This is a genomic window from Amycolatopsis sp. NPDC051106, assembly GCF_040682775.1.
GTDB lineage: Bacteria > Actinomycetota > Actinomycetes > Mycobacteriales > Pseudonocardiaceae > Amycolatopsis.
Window position 1 is genome coordinate 181,569 of the sequence record NZ_JBFBBQ010000003.1, and the last position, 15,614, is coordinate 197,182.

General features: G+C 72.2%; 12 protein-coding genes. 7 read left to right on the forward strand and 5 right to left on the reverse strand.

The genetic code is table 11. The annotated features are described in order from the left end of the window. Window positions 1-38 precede the first annotated feature (38 nt). Complete coding sequence (gene cobN, locus AB0M83_RS04125; protein ID WP_364512165.1) at window positions 39-3,602, forward strand: cobaltochelatase subunit CobN; 3,564 nt, start codon at window positions 39-41, stop codon at window positions 3,600-3,602. On the opposite strand, the gene AB0M83_RS04130 is transcribed toward cobN, so the two are convergent. Then, window positions 3,603-4,361, reverse strand: a complete 759-nt coding sequence (locus AB0M83_RS04130; RefSeq protein WP_364512168.1) for a hypothetical protein — start codon at window positions 4,359-4,361, stop codon at window positions 3,603-3,605. 80 nt (window positions 4,362-4,441) lie between these two features. Between AB0M83_RS04130 and AB0M83_RS04135 the strand changes: the two genes are divergently transcribed. The 4 genes from AB0M83_RS04135 to AB0M83_RS04150 all read left to right on the forward strand — a co-directional run bounded on the left by AB0M83_RS04135 (window position 4,442) and on the right by AB0M83_RS04150 (window position 9,816). Beyond that, window positions 4,442-6,292, forward strand: a complete 1,851-nt coding sequence (locus AB0M83_RS04135; RefSeq protein ID WP_364512171.1) for a glycosyltransferase family 39 protein — start codon at window positions 4,442-4,444, stop codon at window positions 6,290-6,292. A gap of 35 nt (window positions 6,293-6,327) precedes the next feature. After that, window positions 6,328-6,984: a response regulator transcription factor gene (locus AB0M83_RS04140; protein WP_364512174.1), complete on the forward strand. Its 657-nt coding sequence runs from the start codon at window positions 6,328-6,330 to the stop codon at window positions 6,982-6,984. After that, entirely contained in the window at window positions 6,981-8,063 is a 1,083-nt protein-coding gene (locus tag AB0M83_RS04145; protein ID WP_364512177.1) for a HAMP domain-containing sensor histidine kinase, read from the forward strand. The genes AB0M83_RS04140 and AB0M83_RS04145 overlap by 4 nt, the downstream gene beginning before the upstream one ends. Before the next feature lie 541 nt (window positions 8,064-8,604). Continuing rightward, window positions 8,605-9,816, forward strand: coding sequence for a chitinase (locus AB0M83_RS04150; RefSeq protein WP_364512179.1), 1,212 nt, complete (start codon window positions 8,605-8,607; stop codon window positions 9,814-9,816). Window positions 9,817-9,851: 35 nt separating this feature from the next. On the opposite strand, the gene AB0M83_RS04155 is transcribed toward AB0M83_RS04150, so the two are convergent. Next, window positions 9,852-10,946 carry a dihydrofolate reductase family protein gene (locus tag AB0M83_RS04155; RefSeq protein WP_364512182.1) on the reverse strand — a complete coding sequence of 365 codons (1,095 nt, stop codon included), beginning with the start codon at window positions 10,944-10,946 and terminating at the stop codon, window positions 9,852-9,854. A 56-nt stretch (window positions 10,947-11,002) separates the two neighbouring features. Here AB0M83_RS04155 and AB0M83_RS04160 point away from each other — a divergent pair, with 56 nt between their 5' ends. After that, on the forward strand, window positions 11,003-11,311 hold the full coding sequence (locus AB0M83_RS04160) for a hypothetical protein (protein WP_364512185.1): 309 nt from the start codon (window positions 11,003-11,005) through the stop codon (window positions 11,309-11,311). On the opposite strand, the gene AB0M83_RS04165 is transcribed toward AB0M83_RS04160, so the two are convergent. From AB0M83_RS04165 to AB0M83_RS04175, 3 genes are all read right to left on the reverse strand, one after another. Then, window positions 11,278-12,510 carry an aldehyde dehydrogenase family protein gene (locus tag AB0M83_RS04165; protein WP_364512188.1) on the reverse strand — a complete coding sequence of 411 codons (1,233 nt, stop codon included), beginning with the start codon at window positions 12,508-12,510 and terminating at the stop codon, window positions 11,278-11,280. The genes AB0M83_RS04160 and AB0M83_RS04165 overlap by 34 nt on opposite strands. A 55-nt stretch (window positions 12,511-12,565) precedes the next feature. Next, window positions 12,566-13,327 (reverse strand): M50 family metallopeptidase, encoded by a 762-nt coding sequence (locus tag AB0M83_RS04170; protein WP_364512191.1) that lies wholly within the window; start codon window positions 13,325-13,327, stop codon window positions 12,566-12,568. A 469-nt stretch (window positions 13,328-13,796) separates the two neighbouring features. Further along, the gene (locus AB0M83_RS04175; RefSeq protein ID WP_364512194.1) at window positions 13,797-14,699 is read right to left on the reverse strand and encodes a DNA-3-methyladenine glycosylase 2 family protein; all 903 of its coding nucleotides are present in this window, start codon (window positions 14,697-14,699) and stop codon (window positions 13,797-13,799) included. 142 nt (window positions 14,700-14,841) lie between these two features. Between AB0M83_RS04175 and AB0M83_RS04180 the strand changes: the two genes are divergently transcribed. Further along, window positions 14,842-15,594, forward strand: a complete 753-nt coding sequence (locus tag AB0M83_RS04180) for a methyltransferase domain-containing protein (protein WP_364512197.1) — start codon at window positions 14,842-14,844, stop codon at window positions 15,592-15,594. Window positions 15,595-15,614: the final 20 nt, after the last annotated feature.

Here is a 15,614-nt window from a genome sequence, read left to right on the forward strand (position 1 = left end):
CCCGTCGACCCGGGGCGCGGACCCCGAGGAGGAACCTCGTGATCCTGCTTCTGTCCACTTCGGACACCGATCTGCTCAGCGCCCGTTCGGCCGAGGGCGAGTACCGCCTCGCGAACCCCGCGCGGCTCGACGTCGCCGAGCTGCCGGGCCTGCTCGACGGCGTCCGCATCGTGGTCGTCCGCATCCTCGGCACGCCGCGGACCTGGCAGGAGGGCCTGGACACGCTGCGGGCGTCCGGCGCGCACGTCGTCGTCCTGGGCGGGGAGCAGACGCCGGACGCCGAGCTGATGAAGCTCTCGACCGTCCCGGCCGGCATCGCCGCCGAGGCCCACGCCTACCTCGCGCAGGGCGGCCCGGCGAACCTCACCCAGCTGCACCGGTTCCTCTCCGACACGCTCCTGCTCACCGGCGACGGCTTCGAGCCGCCCGCGCAGCAGCCCGCGTGGGGCATCCTCGAACGGCCGTCGCCCGCCGAAGGCCCGGTCATCGGGATCCTCTACTACCGGGCGCATCACCTGTCCGGGAACACGAACTTCGTCCACACGCTCGCCGACCAGATCGAAGCCGCGGGCGGGCGCGCGTTGCCGATCTACTGTGCTTCGCTGCGGACGCGCGAGCCGGAGATGATGGCCGAGCTGGGCAAGGTCGACGCACTGCTCGTCACGGTGCTCGCGGCCGGCGGGACGCGGCCGTCCGAGGTGGGAGCCGGGGGCGACGACGAGGCGTGGGACGTCGCCGAAATGGCCGCGCTCGACGTACCGATCCTGCAGGCGCTCTGCCTGACCAGCGACCGCGAGACGTGGGCGGCCAGCGACGACGGCCTTTCGCCGCTCGACGCCGGGAACCAGATGGCCGTCCCGGAGTTCGACGGACGGCTGATCACGGTGCCGTTCTCGTTCAAGGAGCTGGACGAAGACGGGCTGCCCCGCTACATCCCGGACGCCGAACGCGCGTCCCGCGTCGCTCGCATCGCACTGGCGCACGCTCGGCTGCGGCACACGCCCGCTTCGGAGCGCCGCATCGCGCTGATGCTGTCCGCGTACCCGACGAAGCACTCTCGCGTCGGCAACGCGGTCGGGCTGGACACGCCCGCGTCGGCGATCGAGCTGCTGCGGCGGATGCGGGAGCTGGGCTATGACCTGGGCGTGGACGCTTTCCCGGGCGTCGAACCGACCGGCACCGACCAGCCCGACGGCGACGCGTTGATCCACGCGCTGATCGCCGCGGGCGGCCAGGACCCGGAGTGGCTGACGGAGGAACAGCTGTCCGGCAACCCGATCCGGGTGCCCGCCGCGCGGTACCGCGAGTGGTTCGCCGAGCTGCCTTCGGAACTGCGCGAGGCGATGGAAGAGCACTGGGGGCCCGCGCCGGGCGAGCTGTACGTCGACAACGGCGACATCGTGCTGGCGTCGCTGAAGAGCGGCAACGTCATCATCATGATCCAACCGCCCCGCGGGTTCGGCGAGAACCCCGTCGCGATCTACCACAACCCGGACCTGCCCCCGAGCCACCACTACCTGGCCGCGTACCGGTGGCTGGAGGAGGAGTTCGGCGCGCACGCCGTCGTCCACCTGGGCAAGCACGGCTCCCTCGAGTGGCTGCCGGGCAAGACGGCCGGGCTCTCGGCGTCCTGCGCACCGGACGCGGTGCTCGGGAACCTGCCGCTGGTGTACCCGTTCCTGATCAACGACCCGGGCGAGGGCGCGCAGGCGAAGCGGCGGGCGCACGCGACGATCGTCGACCACCTGATCCCGCCGATGGCGCGCGCGGAGTCCTACGGCGACATGGCGCGGCTCGAGCAGCTGATGGACGAGCACGCGAACATCGCGGCGATGGACCCGGCGAAGCTGCCCGCGATCCGCGCCCAGATCTGGACGCTCATCCAGGCGGCGAAGCTGGACCACGACCTCGGCATCGACGAACGTCCGCACGACGCCGAGTTCGACGACTTCCTGCTGCACATCGACGGCTGGCTGTGCGAGGTCAAGGACGCCCAGATCCGCGACGGGCTGCACATCCTGGGCGCGGCGCCGGTCGGCGAGGCGCGCGTCAACCTCGTGCTGGCGATGCTGCGAGCGTCCCAGATGTGGGGCGGTCGCGAGGGTGCGGTGCCGGGGTTGCGGTCGGCCCTGGGGCTGAAGGAAGACGCGTCGACGTCCGAAGTGGACGCCGTCGAGAAGACGGCGCGGGAGCTCGTCCAGACGATGGAGATGCGCGGCTGGGACGCGACGGCGGTCGAGTCGGTGGCCCCGGACGCCGAGGTCGCGCGGGTGCTTTCGTTCGCCGCGAACGAGATCGTCCCGCGGCTCGCGGGGACGTCCGCCGAACTCGACGCGGTGCTGCACGCCCTCGACGGCGGCTACATCCCGGCGGGGCCGAGCGGATCGCCGTTGCGCGGCCTGGTGAACGTGCTGCCGACCGGGCGCAACTTCTACACGGTCGATCCGAAGGCGATCCCGAGCCGGCTGGCGTGGGAGACCGGGCAGGCGCTGGCGGATTCTCTCTTGAAGCGCTACCGCGAGGACAACGGCGACTGGCCGCGGTCGGTCGGGCTGTCGGTGTGGGGGACGTCGGCGATGCGGACGTCCGGCGACGACGCGGCGGAAGTCCTGGCGCTGCTGGGCGTCCAGCCGGTGTGGGACGAGGCGTCCCGGCGGGTGACGGGCATCGAGGCGATTCCCCTGTCCGAGCTGGGCCGCCCCCGGATCGACGTGACGATCCGCATCAGCGGCTTCTTCCGGGACGCGTTCCCGCACGTGATCGCCATGATGGACGACGCGGTGCGGCTGGTGGCGTCGCTGGACGAACCCGCGTCGGAGAACTTCGTCCGCGCGCACGTCTCGGAAGATCTGGCCGCACACGGCGATCCCCGCCGGGCGACGACGCGGATCTTCGGCTCGAAGCCGGGCGCGTACGGCGCGGGTCTCCTGCCGTTGATGGACAGCGGGAACTGGCGCGACGACAAGGACCTGGCGGAGGTGTACGCCGTCTGGGGCGGCTTCGCGTACGGCCGCGACCTGGACGGCCGTCCGGCGCGCGAGGACATGGAGAGCTCGTACAAGCGCATCGTGGTGGCGGCGAAGAACACGGACACGCGCGAGCACGACATCGCGGATTCGGACGACTACTTCCAGTACCACGGCGGGATGATCGCCACGGTCCGGGCGTTGACGGGCACGGCCCCGGCGTCCTACGTGGGCGACAGCACGTCACCGGACGCGGTCCGCACGCGAACGCTGGGCGAGGAGACGGCGCGGGTGTTCCGCGCCCGGGTGGTGAACCCCCGCTGGCTGGCAGCGATGCGCCGCCACGGCTACAAGGGCGCGTTCGAGCTGGCGGCCACGGTGGACTACCTGTTCGGCTTCGACGCGACGGCGGGCGTGGTCGGCGACTGGATGTACGAGAAGCTGACCGAGTCGTACGTGCTGGACGAGGTGAACCAGGAGTTCCTGCGGCAGGCCAATCCGTGGGCGCTGCGCGGGATCGTGGAGCGGTTGAACGAAGCGGCGGACCGCGGGCTGTGGGCGGAGCCGGACCCGGAGCTGCTCGCGAAGATGCGTGAGGTGTACCTGTCGCTGGAGGGCGACCTCGAGGCGGAGTGACTAACCGTGCCACCGGACGGCTCGGGTGACCGTGCCGACGAGACGGTCGACGGTTCCGGCGGCGAACGTCCCGGAGTGCCGGCCTCGCGCGTGTTCGGCGGCGACGAGGCCGGCCAGCTCGGCCCACGTAAGCCAGGCACAGCATTCCGTCACCCGAGCTTGAAGGTCGATTGGCGACCACGGGTGCGGGCCCGCTTTCGCGTACACGGATTCCAGGTTGGCGGCGACCGCGTCGGCGAGCTCGAACCGGCCACTCAGTCCTCTGATCGCGACCGGCGGCGCGCTACCGAGGACGAGCAGCAGCAACGGCGTTCGCGCTCCGGCCATCGCGGTGACGGCGAGGTACTCGCGAGCAAGCTGTTCCGGCCCGAAGCTGCCGGACCGGATCCCTTTCGCCTCCAGGAGCACCAAGGTGTTCGGCGAGGTGATCGTCGCGTCAGGCTGCACGATCAGCCGATCGCCGCGCCCCTGGGCAGCGGGGTTGAGGGTGAATTCCTCGGGAAGGAAGACGACCTCCGCGTCGTCAGCCTCGTCGGCCGCCCGCCCGGCCGCATCGGCCGCGCCGTGTGCGCCGCGGAGGACAGCGGCCAGGTAGGCGTCCCGGGGCAGGTAGTCCAGCGCGGTGAGCACCTCGGCGGTGAGGACGTTTTCCTTGCCCCGGCCGCCGTCGCGGTACTTGACGACCGACCTGCCCTCCCAGGAGATCTCTTCCAGCAAGCGGGACAGCGGGGTACGAGGCAGGTCGCCGGGCGTGGTCACCGTCGCCACCCTAGCCTTTCCCGAACGGCGCAGTAACCCGGAAACGCCCGGGAAACGCGGGCCGGAGTTGGGTGGCGGGCATGATCACCGCCGCCCCTCCGAAGACCCGCTCCTGGGCGCTTCCGCTCATCTGCCTCGGCGCCGCCGTGCTCTACGCCGGGAAGATCGGCGACGGCCAGCTCGGCAACACTTACTACTCGGCCGCCGCGAAGTCGATGACGAGCAGCTTCACGAACTTCCTCTTCGGCTCCTTCGACTCTTACGGCGTCGTCACGGTCGACAAACCGCCGATGGCCCTGTGGCCGCAGGCGCTCTCCGTGTGGATCTTCGGCTTCCACGGCTGGGCTTTGCTGCTGCCGCAGGTCCTCGAGGGCGTCGCGGCGGTCTTCCTGCTCCACCGCACCGTCCGGTTGTGGGCCGGCGAGAACGTCGCCCTCCTGGCCGCGGCGATCCTGGCGCTGACGCCGGTCACCGTGATCATGGACCGCGGCAACAACCCCGACACGCTGCTCGTCCTGTTCCTGGTCGCCGCCGCGTACGCGCTCACCCGCTCGCTCGAAGACGGCCGGAAATGGCTGTGGTGGTGTGCTTTCTTCGTCGGCTGCGGTTTCCTGACGAAGATGCTGCAGGCCTGGATCATCGTGCCCGCCCTGGTCGTCGCCTACCTCGCCGGCACGACCGGGCCGCTCAAGCGCCGGCTGCTGGACGTCCTCGGCGCCGGCGTTGTCCTGGGCGTTTCGTCGTTCTGGTGGATCGCGCTCCACGACTGGTGGCCCGGCGCCAAGCCGTACGTGGGCGGCAGCGCCGACGGCTCCGCGTGGGACCTCGTCTTCGGCTACAACGGCTTCGGCCGCCTTTCCGGCGACGGCGAGGGCGGCGGCATGATGATCATGCGCAACGGGCAGCAGACCATGAGCTCGTTCGGCGGCGACCCGGGGCCGGGCCGGATGTTCAACGACCTGGTCGGCGGGCAGATCTCGTGGCTGCTGCCGCTGTCCCTGCTTGTCCTGGTCGTCATCGGACGCCGGTGGCGCGACGCCGGCTGGCTGCTCTGGGGCGGCTGGCTGCTGGTGACGACCGTGGTCTTCAGCTTCGCCGGCGGCATCTGGCACCCGTACTACACGACGGCGATGGCCCCCGCGATCGCCGCGATTTCGGCCGCCGGGCTCGCGCTGCTGTGGCGCAACCACCGGCGGACCCTGCTCCCCCTGGCCGTCGCGGGCAGCGCGGCTTGGGCGTTCGTCGTCACCTCGCGGGACACGACGTTCCACGGCTGGACGCGGTGGGCGGTGGTCGGCACGGCGCTGGTCGCGGTCGCCTGGCTGGTGGTGACGCCTCGGCGACGCGCCTTCGTCGCCGCCCTGGTGCCGCTGTTGCTGACGCCGGCGGTGTGGTCGGTCGCCGCCGCGCAGAGCACGTCGGCCGGGACGCTGCCCGCCGCCGGACCTTCCAGTGGTCCCGGTGCGCCGCCGCCGCAGTCACCCGGCGGGCCGCAGCCCCGGCTGATGCTCTCCGGCGGAGACGGCACCGCCACGCTGTCGGACGAGCAACGACGCATCCTCGACTACGCCCACCGGAACGGCACCGAAATCACCCTGGCGGTGAACGCCGAAGCGGGCACGGTCGCGCCGTTCCTCATCGAGTCGGACGCGACCGTGATCGGGATGGGCGGCTTCGGCGGCCGCGACGACGCGCCGTCGGTCGCGCAGCTCGACCGCTGGCTCGCCGAGGGCAAGCTCCGGTTCGTGCTGAGCGGCGCGGGCACCCCGCCCGGGCCGCCGCGGAGTCCGGTCCAGGGCGACCGCCAACGCTGGATCGAGCGGCACTGCACGGTCGTCGACCCGGGCGCGTACGGCGGCCGGCCCGGACCCGGACGGAGCGACGGCCCGGTGCGGATCGGCGGCGCGGACGCGCTCTACCAGTGCCGCTAACGGCGAGGAAACACCGGCGCGGCGATCATGGCGGCATGCGGGTCCTGGTGGTGGAGGACGAGCCGATGCTCGCGGACGCGATCGCGGAGTGGCTGCGTGACGAGTCGCACGCGGTCGACATCGCCCACGACGGCGGCGCCGCGCTCGACCGGATCGCCGTCCACGACTACGACGTCGTCGTGCTCGACCGGGACCTGCCGGTCGTGCACGGCGACGACGTCTGCCGGCGGGTGGTGGCGTCCGGGGCGGCGACGCGGGTGCTGATGCTCACCGCGGCGGTCGAGGTCACCGACCGCGTCGCCGGGCTGTCCCTCGGCGCCGACGACTACCTGACCAAGCCGTTCGCGTTCCCCGAACTGGCCGCGCGCATCCAGTCGCTGGGGCGGCGCTGCCGGCCGGCCGCGCCGCCGATCCTGCGCCGCGGCGGCATCACGCTGGACCCGGCGCGGCACGAGGTGTTCCGCGACGGGCGCTACCTGCCGCTGTCCAAAAAGGAGTTCGCGGTGCTGGCCGAGCTGCTGCGCGCGGACGGCGCCGCCGTGTCCGCGGAACACCTGCTGGAGAAGGCGTGGGACGAGCACGCGGACCCGTTCACCGGCGCGGTCCGGCTCACGATCCTCAAGCTGCGCCGCAAGCTCGGTGACCCGCCACCGGTGGAGACGGTCACCGGGGTCGGCTACCGGCTCCGATGAGCCTCCGGCTGCGGCTGACCGTGCTCTACGGCGGCCTGTTCCTGCTGGCGGGCGGGGCGCTGCTGGGCGTCACGTACCTGTTGTTCACGCGGCAGGTCGGGCGGCGGGTCACGTTCATCGCGGGCACCGCGCCGGCCGGGCTGCCTTCGCTGCCGTCACCGGAGTCGCTCGACGAGCAGGCGCGGCAGGTGCGCGAAGCGGCGGCGACGTCGTTGCTGACGCAGGGCGCGATCGCGCTCGGCGCGGTGGCAGTGCTGGCGGCCGGGCTGGGCTGGCTGGTGGCGGGCCGCGCGCTGGCGCCGTTGCGGCAGGTGACGGACACGGCGCGCCGCATCGCGGCGGCGGCCGACCCGGGCGGGCACGAGCGGATCGCGTTGCGCGGCCCCGATGACGAGGTGAAGAACCTCGCCGACGCGTTCGACGTGATGGTCGAGCGGCTCGACCGGTCGTTCGACGCGCAACGCCGGTTCGTCGCGAACGCGTCGCACGAGCTGCGCACGCCGCTGACGCTGAACCGCTCACTGGTCGAGGTGGCGATGCACCGCCGCACGGCGTCCGACGACGTCCGGCAGCTCGGCGGCAAGCTGCTGCGGATCAACGCGCGGCACGAGAAGCTGATCAGCGGGTTGCTGCTGCTGGCCCGGTCGGAGAGCGCCCTGACCGAGCGCTGCCCGGTGGATCTGGCGGCGGTGGTGGCACACGTGGTCCCGCCGGGGGTGACGGAGGACCTGGCCGAGGCGACGGCGCTGGGCGACGCGCTGATGCTGGAGCGCCTGGCGCACAACCTGGTGGAGAACGCGCTGCGCCACAACGTGGCAGGCGGCTGGGTGCGCGTGACGACCCGGTCGTCGCCGGGCCGGGCGGAGCTGGAGGTGGCCAACAGCGGGCCGGTGATCCCGCCGGAGGAGGTGCCGGCGCTGTTCGACCCGTTCCACCGGCGCGCCCGGGTGGCGGCCGAGGGAGCGGGGCTGGGGCTGTCGATCGTCCGCTCGGTGGCCCACGCCCACGGCGGCGAGGTGACGGCGACGGCGCGGGAGGAGGGCGGCCTGGTCGTGGTGGTGACCCTGCCGGCGCCTTGAGGGTCGCTGAGTCGCGCGGCGATGGCAGCAGGGCGTGCGTCGGGGCCGCCCGCCGAGAGATTGAAAGCCTGAGAGTGGGCATCGCTCTGGCACTGCCGTGACACTTCTCCCGCCTCGCCCCGCGAGCCTGCCAGCTCGCATCACTTCGCACTGCCGCGCCCACTCACCCGCCCGGCGAGCCTGCGAGCTCGAATCACCTCCACCACCGCGCCCACTCACCCGCCTCGCCCCGCGGGCTTGAGAGCTCGCACCACTCCGGCGCTGTCCGCGCCGCTTGCCCGTTTCTCCGCCGCCGTTTGCCCGTCTTGGCGCCGAACTACGATCCGGCGCGCGGGTGAGTGGGCGCCGCCTTACTCTCCCGCTCACTTCGCCGGTTCGGTCCGTTGCGGCCTCACCCGGGCGGCGCCATTCCCGGACGAATATCGGATATTCGGGCGCTTTTCGCCCGCCGAACACCCCTACCCGACCTTCGCGTCTTGACTTCGTCAATGGTCTAGTCCAATAGTTTGTCCACCCTCGAACCCCACCGGGAGGACGGATCATGCGCAGAAGCAGACTGGCCGCCATCGGGCTCGCCGCCGCCACCTTCATCGGTACCGCGGTGAGCCTCGTGATCGGCGCGCCCTCCGCGACAGCGGCGCTGAGCACCAGCTGGTACGCCGCCGCGCCGTATCTGATGCCCGTGAGCAACAACCCACCCGATCCGATCACCGTGATGAACGCGACCGGGCTCAAGGCCTTCCAGCTCGCGTTCATCCTGGCGCCCAACGGCGGCGGCTGCAGCCCGACCTGGGACGGCACCAACGCCGTCTCCTCCGACACCACCGTCTCGAACGTGATCTCCCGGATCCGGGGCAACGGCGGCGACGTTTCGGTGTCCGTCGGCGGCTACGGCGGCACGAAGCTCGGCCAGACCTGCGGCACCGTAGCCGCGACCGCCGCCGCGTACCAGCAGGTCATCACCAAGTATTCGCTCAAGGCGATCGACTTCGACCTCGAAGAGCCCGAGTACGAGAACACCGCGGCCATCGCCAACGAGCTCGGCGCGGCGAAGACGTTGCAGGCCAACAACCCCGGCCTGTTCGTGTCGGTGACCATGCCGGGCACCGCGGCCGGCACCGGCTGGTTCGGCACGCAGCTGCTCGACCAGGCGAAGTCGATCGGCTTCACGCCCGACAACTTCTCGATCATGCCGTTCGACGGCGGCTTCAACGGCGGCTCGTCGCAGGTGTCCGCGCTGGAAGCACTGCACGGCCTGCTCATGTCGCACATGGGCTGGGACAGCGCGACCGCGTACTCGCACGAAGGCTTCTCCGGCATGAACGGCAAGTCGGACGCGGCCGAGATGTTCTACACCGCCGACTTCCAGACGGTCTACGACTACGCGACCAGCCACGGCCTCGGCCGCTTCACGTTCTGGTCGGTCAACCGCGACCGCGCGTGCGTCGGCACGACGGACAACGGCGTCTGCAGCAACGTCCCTCAGAACGACTGGGACTTCACGAAGTTCAGCGTCCGGTTCGCCGGCGCGACCCCGCCCCAGACGACGCCGACCCCGCCGACCACCACGACCCCGACCACCCCGGGCGGCGGCTCCTGCACCGCGGCGGCGTGGGACAAGGCGAAGGTCTACGTGAAGGACGACGTCGTCTCGCACAACAGCCACAAGTTCACCGCGAAGTGGTGGACGCAGGGCGAGGAGCCCGGCACCACCGGCGAGTGGGGCGTCTGGACCGACAACGGCGCCTGCTGAGCCGTCCAGCCCGTGCGGGTTCCGGCCAGCACGGGCTACTTCCAGTCGAGGTGGGTGTTCTCGCGCTGGACCTCCGGGGTCAGCGCGGGCACCTCGACGACGTGCCGCCCGGCTTCCCGCAGCAGCTCGGTGCCCCGGGCGTCGACGAAGACGGATGGCTCGCGCCACGCGAAGACGACCCGCGGGATCCCCGCGTCGAGGATCAGCTCGGTGCAGCTGCGCGGGTGGGAGCTGCGGTTGCTGCACGGCTCCAGCGAGCTGTAGATCGTGGCGCCAGCCAGGCGCGGGTCGCCGGCGCACTTGGCGAGCGCGGCTTCCTCGGCGTGGTTCAGGGGGTCGCCCTCGCCGGAATGCCCGGTGGCGACGACCTCGCCGTCGGCGTCGGTGATGACGGCCCCGACCCGGAAGGTGTGGCTCGGCGGGCACTCGGCGGCGAGCGCGATGGCTTCCCGCAGGCGCCGGACGTCCCAGCCGGTCGGCTCGGCCGCGGCCCGGTACCGGAGGATCGCCATCCCTTGGAGCTCTTCGACGCCGCTCAGGATCAGCGGGCGCGGGTAGAGCCCGGGCCCGACGAACCGCGGCGCCCCGGGCTGCCCGACGAAGAACGGCGCGATCGCGAGCCGCAGCTCGTCGGCGAGGCCTTCGGTGAGGAACCGGGTGTGGATCCCGCCACCGCCCTCGACCAGCAGGTTCCCGATGCCGCGCGCCCCGAGGTCGTCGAGGACGCGCGAGAAGTCGGACGGATTTCCGGCATCGACGACGGTCGCGACGTGCTTCAGCGCGTCGGCGGCCCCGGGCGGTGCGTAGACGATCTTCTCGGTGTCCCCGACGGTGAAGAACTGCGCGTCCGGATCGAGGCCTCGGGTGGTCACGGTGACCTTGACGGGTTGCTCGGGCTTCCCCTGTTCCAGCCGCTTCCGCCGCAGCTCGGGCGAGCGCACGAGCAGCCGCGGGTTGTCGGCCCGGACTGTTCCGGCCCCGACGAGGATGGCGTCGGCCTCGGCCCGCAACCGGTCCACGACCGCGAAGTCGTCCTCAGTGGACAGTACGAGCCGCTCGGGTGAGGTGTCGTCGAGGAAGCCGTCGAGCGACTGCGCGGCGGACAGCAGGACGTGCGGCCGGGTGATCACCCGGCCCAGTATGCCCGCCCCGTAACGCGCCCGGCGATCGCGACGTCTACGAGTGCATGACCACGCGAGGCTGGTACAAGGAACGGACGCTCACCCTGGTCGACACCCTCGGGCGCGACGTCCCGGTGACGACCGGGCTCACGCGCGACCCGGAGGGCCGGCTGGTCGCGGCCATCGCGATCGGCGACGGCCCGAGCGCCATCTACCGCCACGTGCTCGACCAGGACGACCGCACCGGACTCGTGGTCAACGCGGCCCACACGGTCGACGACCTGCGCACCCTGTCCGGCATCGCACCGGCCCGCGGGCTCCGCGCCCACCACCAGACCGGTCAGGCGGGCAAGACGGCGTACTGGCGGACGTAGAGGTCCGTGTACGTCACCGGGCCGCGCGGGCCCGGGACCTTGTCCAGGTTGATGCCGGTTTCCGGGACCGCGAGCAGCTTGAAGCCGTCGAGGAGGCGGGTCGGGGCGTTCCAGAAGACGCCGGTGCCGGTGTAGCCGTCGAAGAAGGCGTCGGCGGCCGCCGCGTCGTCGGTGGCGATGCCCGCCGCCAGGCCCGACGTCTGCTCGTTGGCGATCTCCACCGCGTCGGCGAGCGCGCCGACCTTGGCCACCGTGACGGTCGCCTCGCGGTCGGAGTCCAGCGCCCACTCGTAGCCGATGGCGTGCTCGTGCGGCGCCAGCGAAGGCGTGACGCCCCGCTCGGCCAGCGCCTCGGAGATGCCCGGCCAGACGTCGTCGTGGATGCCCTCGTGGATGAGCAGCAGGTTCAGCCGGTTGCAGACGCCCAGCCGGTCGAGGCTCGCGTAGACGAGGTCACGCGCCTTGGTGACGTCCGCCCCGCGGTCGACGTACAGGACGCCGCCGCCGTCCGCGTGGGCCAGCGTGCGCACGCCGTGGACGGCCGCCTCGGTGGCCAGCGCCCGGGTGCTGTCGCCGCTGCCGCGCAGGATCACGAGCGGCACCAGGTTCGGCAGCCGCACCAGCGCGGACGCCGCCTCGCGCTCCACCCGCGGCACGAGCTGCACGCAGTCGGCGTCGATGCCGGCCTCGGTCAGCGCCGGGGCGATGACGACCTCGCGCAGCCGCTGCGCCGAGCCGAGCGCGGCCGAGCCGGTGCGCAGCACGCCGCCGTTGCGCGACTTGACCAGCTGCGACGCCACGTCGACGGTCACGTTCGGCCGCGCCTCGTAGTTCGCGCCGATCACGCCGACCGGGCGTCGCCGCTCGACCAGCTTCAGGCCGCCGTCCAGGGTGGACACGTCGACCGAACGCTCCTGGTGCGGAGCGCCGGCGAGCAGCCGCAGCTGCTCGGCCATGCCGGTCAGCCGCTCGGGGGTGATGGTGAGCCGGTCGAGCAGACCGGCGCTCATCCCCTCGCCCTTGGCGCGCTCGACGTCGGCCTGGTTCGCCTCCAGGATCTCGTCGCGGTGCGCGAGCAGCCTTTCGGCCATCCCGGTCAGCGCGGCGTCGACGGCCTCGGCGGAAGCGGCGGCGAGCGACGGCGCGGCCAGCTTCGCCGCCCGTGCGCACTCCTCCACGGCCTTGGCGACCTCGTCCATCGTTCGTCTCCCTCCGCGCGGACCAGCGAGAGACCAGTTTGCCGCATGGGCGTGGCTAGGCGGCCACGGGCTCCAGCAGGTACAGCCCACCGGCGATCAGGCAGCTGATCGTCGCCACGGCGAAGACCAGCACCCACAGCACCGGCGGCACCGCGGTGAGCCGGCCCAGCTGGTCGGCGTCGGAGTCGCGGGCGCGGCCCCGCCGCCGCTTGACCTGCAGCTCGACCACCGGCCGCACGCCCCCGAACAGCAGGAACCACGTCACGAGGTAGCTGAACGGAGCCTGCACCTCGACCGGCGCGACGAACGCGACCAGGGCCAGCACGACGGCGCTGGCGACGACGGTGAACACCCCGTAGGCGTTGCGGACCATCACCAGCACGCCGAGCAGCAACAGCGCGATCAGCACGAGGACCGTGCCGGCCAGGTCGGCGCCCAGCAGGCTGGCGAACAGCAGCCCGAGCACCGACGGCGCCAGGTACCCGGCCATCGCGGTGAAGGCCATGCCCGGCCCTTCGGGCTTGCCGCGCGAGACGGTGACGCCCGAGGTGTCCGAGTGCAGCTTGATGCCCTGCAGACGCCGCCCGACCAGCACCGCGGCCAGGGCGTGCCCAGCCTCGTGCACGATGGTGACGCCGTTGCGCGCCAGCCGCCACGGGCTGCCGCCGACGAGCACCACCAGCAGCGCCACCCCACCGGCGACCAGGGTGATCACCGCCGGGGCCTGGGCCTCATCGAGCAGCGACGGCGTGGTGGCGGCCGCACGAAGGGCGGCACCGGCCTGACTGCCGAGGGCGAGTTGAACGGGCGAGCTCACCCGGACACCTCACCACAGGCGATATCTGGCTACGGTGAGTCCCCGCCGCTGGAGGTTTCGGCGGCTCCGGTATCGGATCGATGCGATCTCCTTTCGTCGTGGTGGAGGTGGGGCGCCGATCGCGGGCTCGCGGTGAACGTCCGGCCGGGCGCCCGGGCAGGTCGGCAGCCGCGCCGACGGAGGGCATCGGCTTCCGGCGAGGTGCGCCGACGGAGGGCATCGGCTTCCGGCGAGGTGCGCCGGCCTCACGTGACTGAAACCGTGATTCGCGTAGCCAAAGCCGAGACTCGCGTGACCGAGGCCGTGGCTCGCGTGCTTGAAGCCAGAACTCGCATAATCCAGGCCGAGCCTCGCGTGACTGAAGCCGGAACTCGCATGATCCAGGCCGAGACTCGCGTGACTGGAGCCGGAACTCGCGTGATCCGGGCCAGAACTCGAGACCGGGGCTTGGCCGGGCCGCCGGGTCAGGTCACCGGGACTCCCTCATCCGCGCCTCCCCTTCCACGCGGAACAGGAACGACACCCAGCTCCGGAACGGTGCCCACGCCTCGGCGATCTCCGTCAGCTCGTCCACTCCCGCGTCCGGCAGGTGGTACGCGTCGCGCATGATTTCGTGGAGGCGGGTCTCCGCGCGGGGGAACACGTCCGGGTGGCCGGCACCGCGGATCAGGATCAGCTCCGCGCTGAAGCGGCCGATCCCCGGCAGGCGCTGCAGCTGTTTCAGCGCCTCGTCGGCCGGCATCGCCCGCAGCGTCGCCGCGTCGAGCAGGCCGTCCGCCGCTGCCTCGGCGATTCCGCGCAGGCGCTGCATCTTCGGGCCCGACAGGCCCGGCAGGTACTCCAGTTTCGCCAGCACCGCCGGCGCCGGGAACAACGTCAGCAGGCTGCCGCCGACGTCGACCTCCGTGCCGTGGCGCTCGGCCAGCCGGCGGCGCAGCCGGACCGCCTGCGTCATCCAGATCCGGTGGCTCAGCACCGCCCAGCACGCCGCCTCGTACGGGGACGCGAACAGGACCGGCCGCAACCCCGGATGCATCCCCTGCACCAGGGACACCACCGGGTCGCGGCCGCCGACGTCGGCGAACCCGGTGCCGTCGACGTCCAGCGAGCACATGCGCCCCGCCTGGGTCAGCACCGCGTCCGGCCGCGCGGGCGACCCGTGTACCTCCACCACGACCTCGCCGGGCGATCTCTGCCGCAGCACCGCTCCCACCGGGGTCCACTCGCCCTCGAGCGGGAACGCCACCCGGAGCGCGCCGGGCTCGGCGTCCGGCCGGCCGGCCGGCGCGAAGCCGGTCAGGAACCGGGCCGCCGCGGCCAGGTCGAACTCGCCGTGCACCGTGATCTCGTTGTTCAGCAGGGAAATCGTCATCAGTCCTCCTCGGATCGGAACCTCGCCTGCGACGCTAGGCACGAGCACCGACAATTTCGGCCTCGAACGCCTGAGCCCGCGACTTCTTCACTCGTTCGAGCGCCTCAGCTTTGACATACTGGCGGTATCCGAGAGGAGCGCAATGCCGACCGAGACCGCCACCGAACGCCTGGAAGACCTCCTGGACACGCCCGCGAAGATCGAGGACGGCTACCTCGACCTGCTGGGCGCCGTCAGCCAGGCCGGCCCGCCGACCGGCCTCACCCAGCGCCTGATGCGCACCACCCTCCTCCCGCGGATCTACGAGCGGTACTGGCGTCCCACCCTCGGCCGCGCACTCAAAGGCCCGTTCGGCCCGAGCATGACGGGCGAAGTCGAACTCGCGACGAAGCTCCTGGGCCTGCGCCCCGGAGACACCGCGCTCGACGTCGCCTGCGGCACCGGCCGGTTCACGCGCGCGTTCGGCACGGCCGTCGGCCCGGCCGGGCTCGCCATCGGCCTCGACGGCGCGCGGACGATGCTCACCAAAGCCGTCGCCGAGGCCGGCCCGGCGTCCGTCGCCTACCTGCGCGCCGACGCCGTGCGCCTCCCGCTAAAAGAGTCCACTGTGGACGGCCTCTGCTGCTTCGCCGCCCTCCACATGTTCGCCGAGCCCGAAACGGCGTTGGACTCGTTCGCGCGCGTCCTGAAACCCGGCGGCCGGATCGTGCTGCTGACGAGCGCCCGACGAGGCTGGCAACCCGCGCGGGCGGCGGAGTCCGTCGGCGGGATCCTGAGCGGGCAGCGGATGTTCGACCGCGGCGAGATCGCGGCGAGCCTGCGCGCCCGCGGCTTCGCCGGGATCACCGAGCGGTACGCCGGGGTCACGCAGATCGTGGCGGGCCGGCTGACCTGAGCGCCGCGGATTGTCGGAGC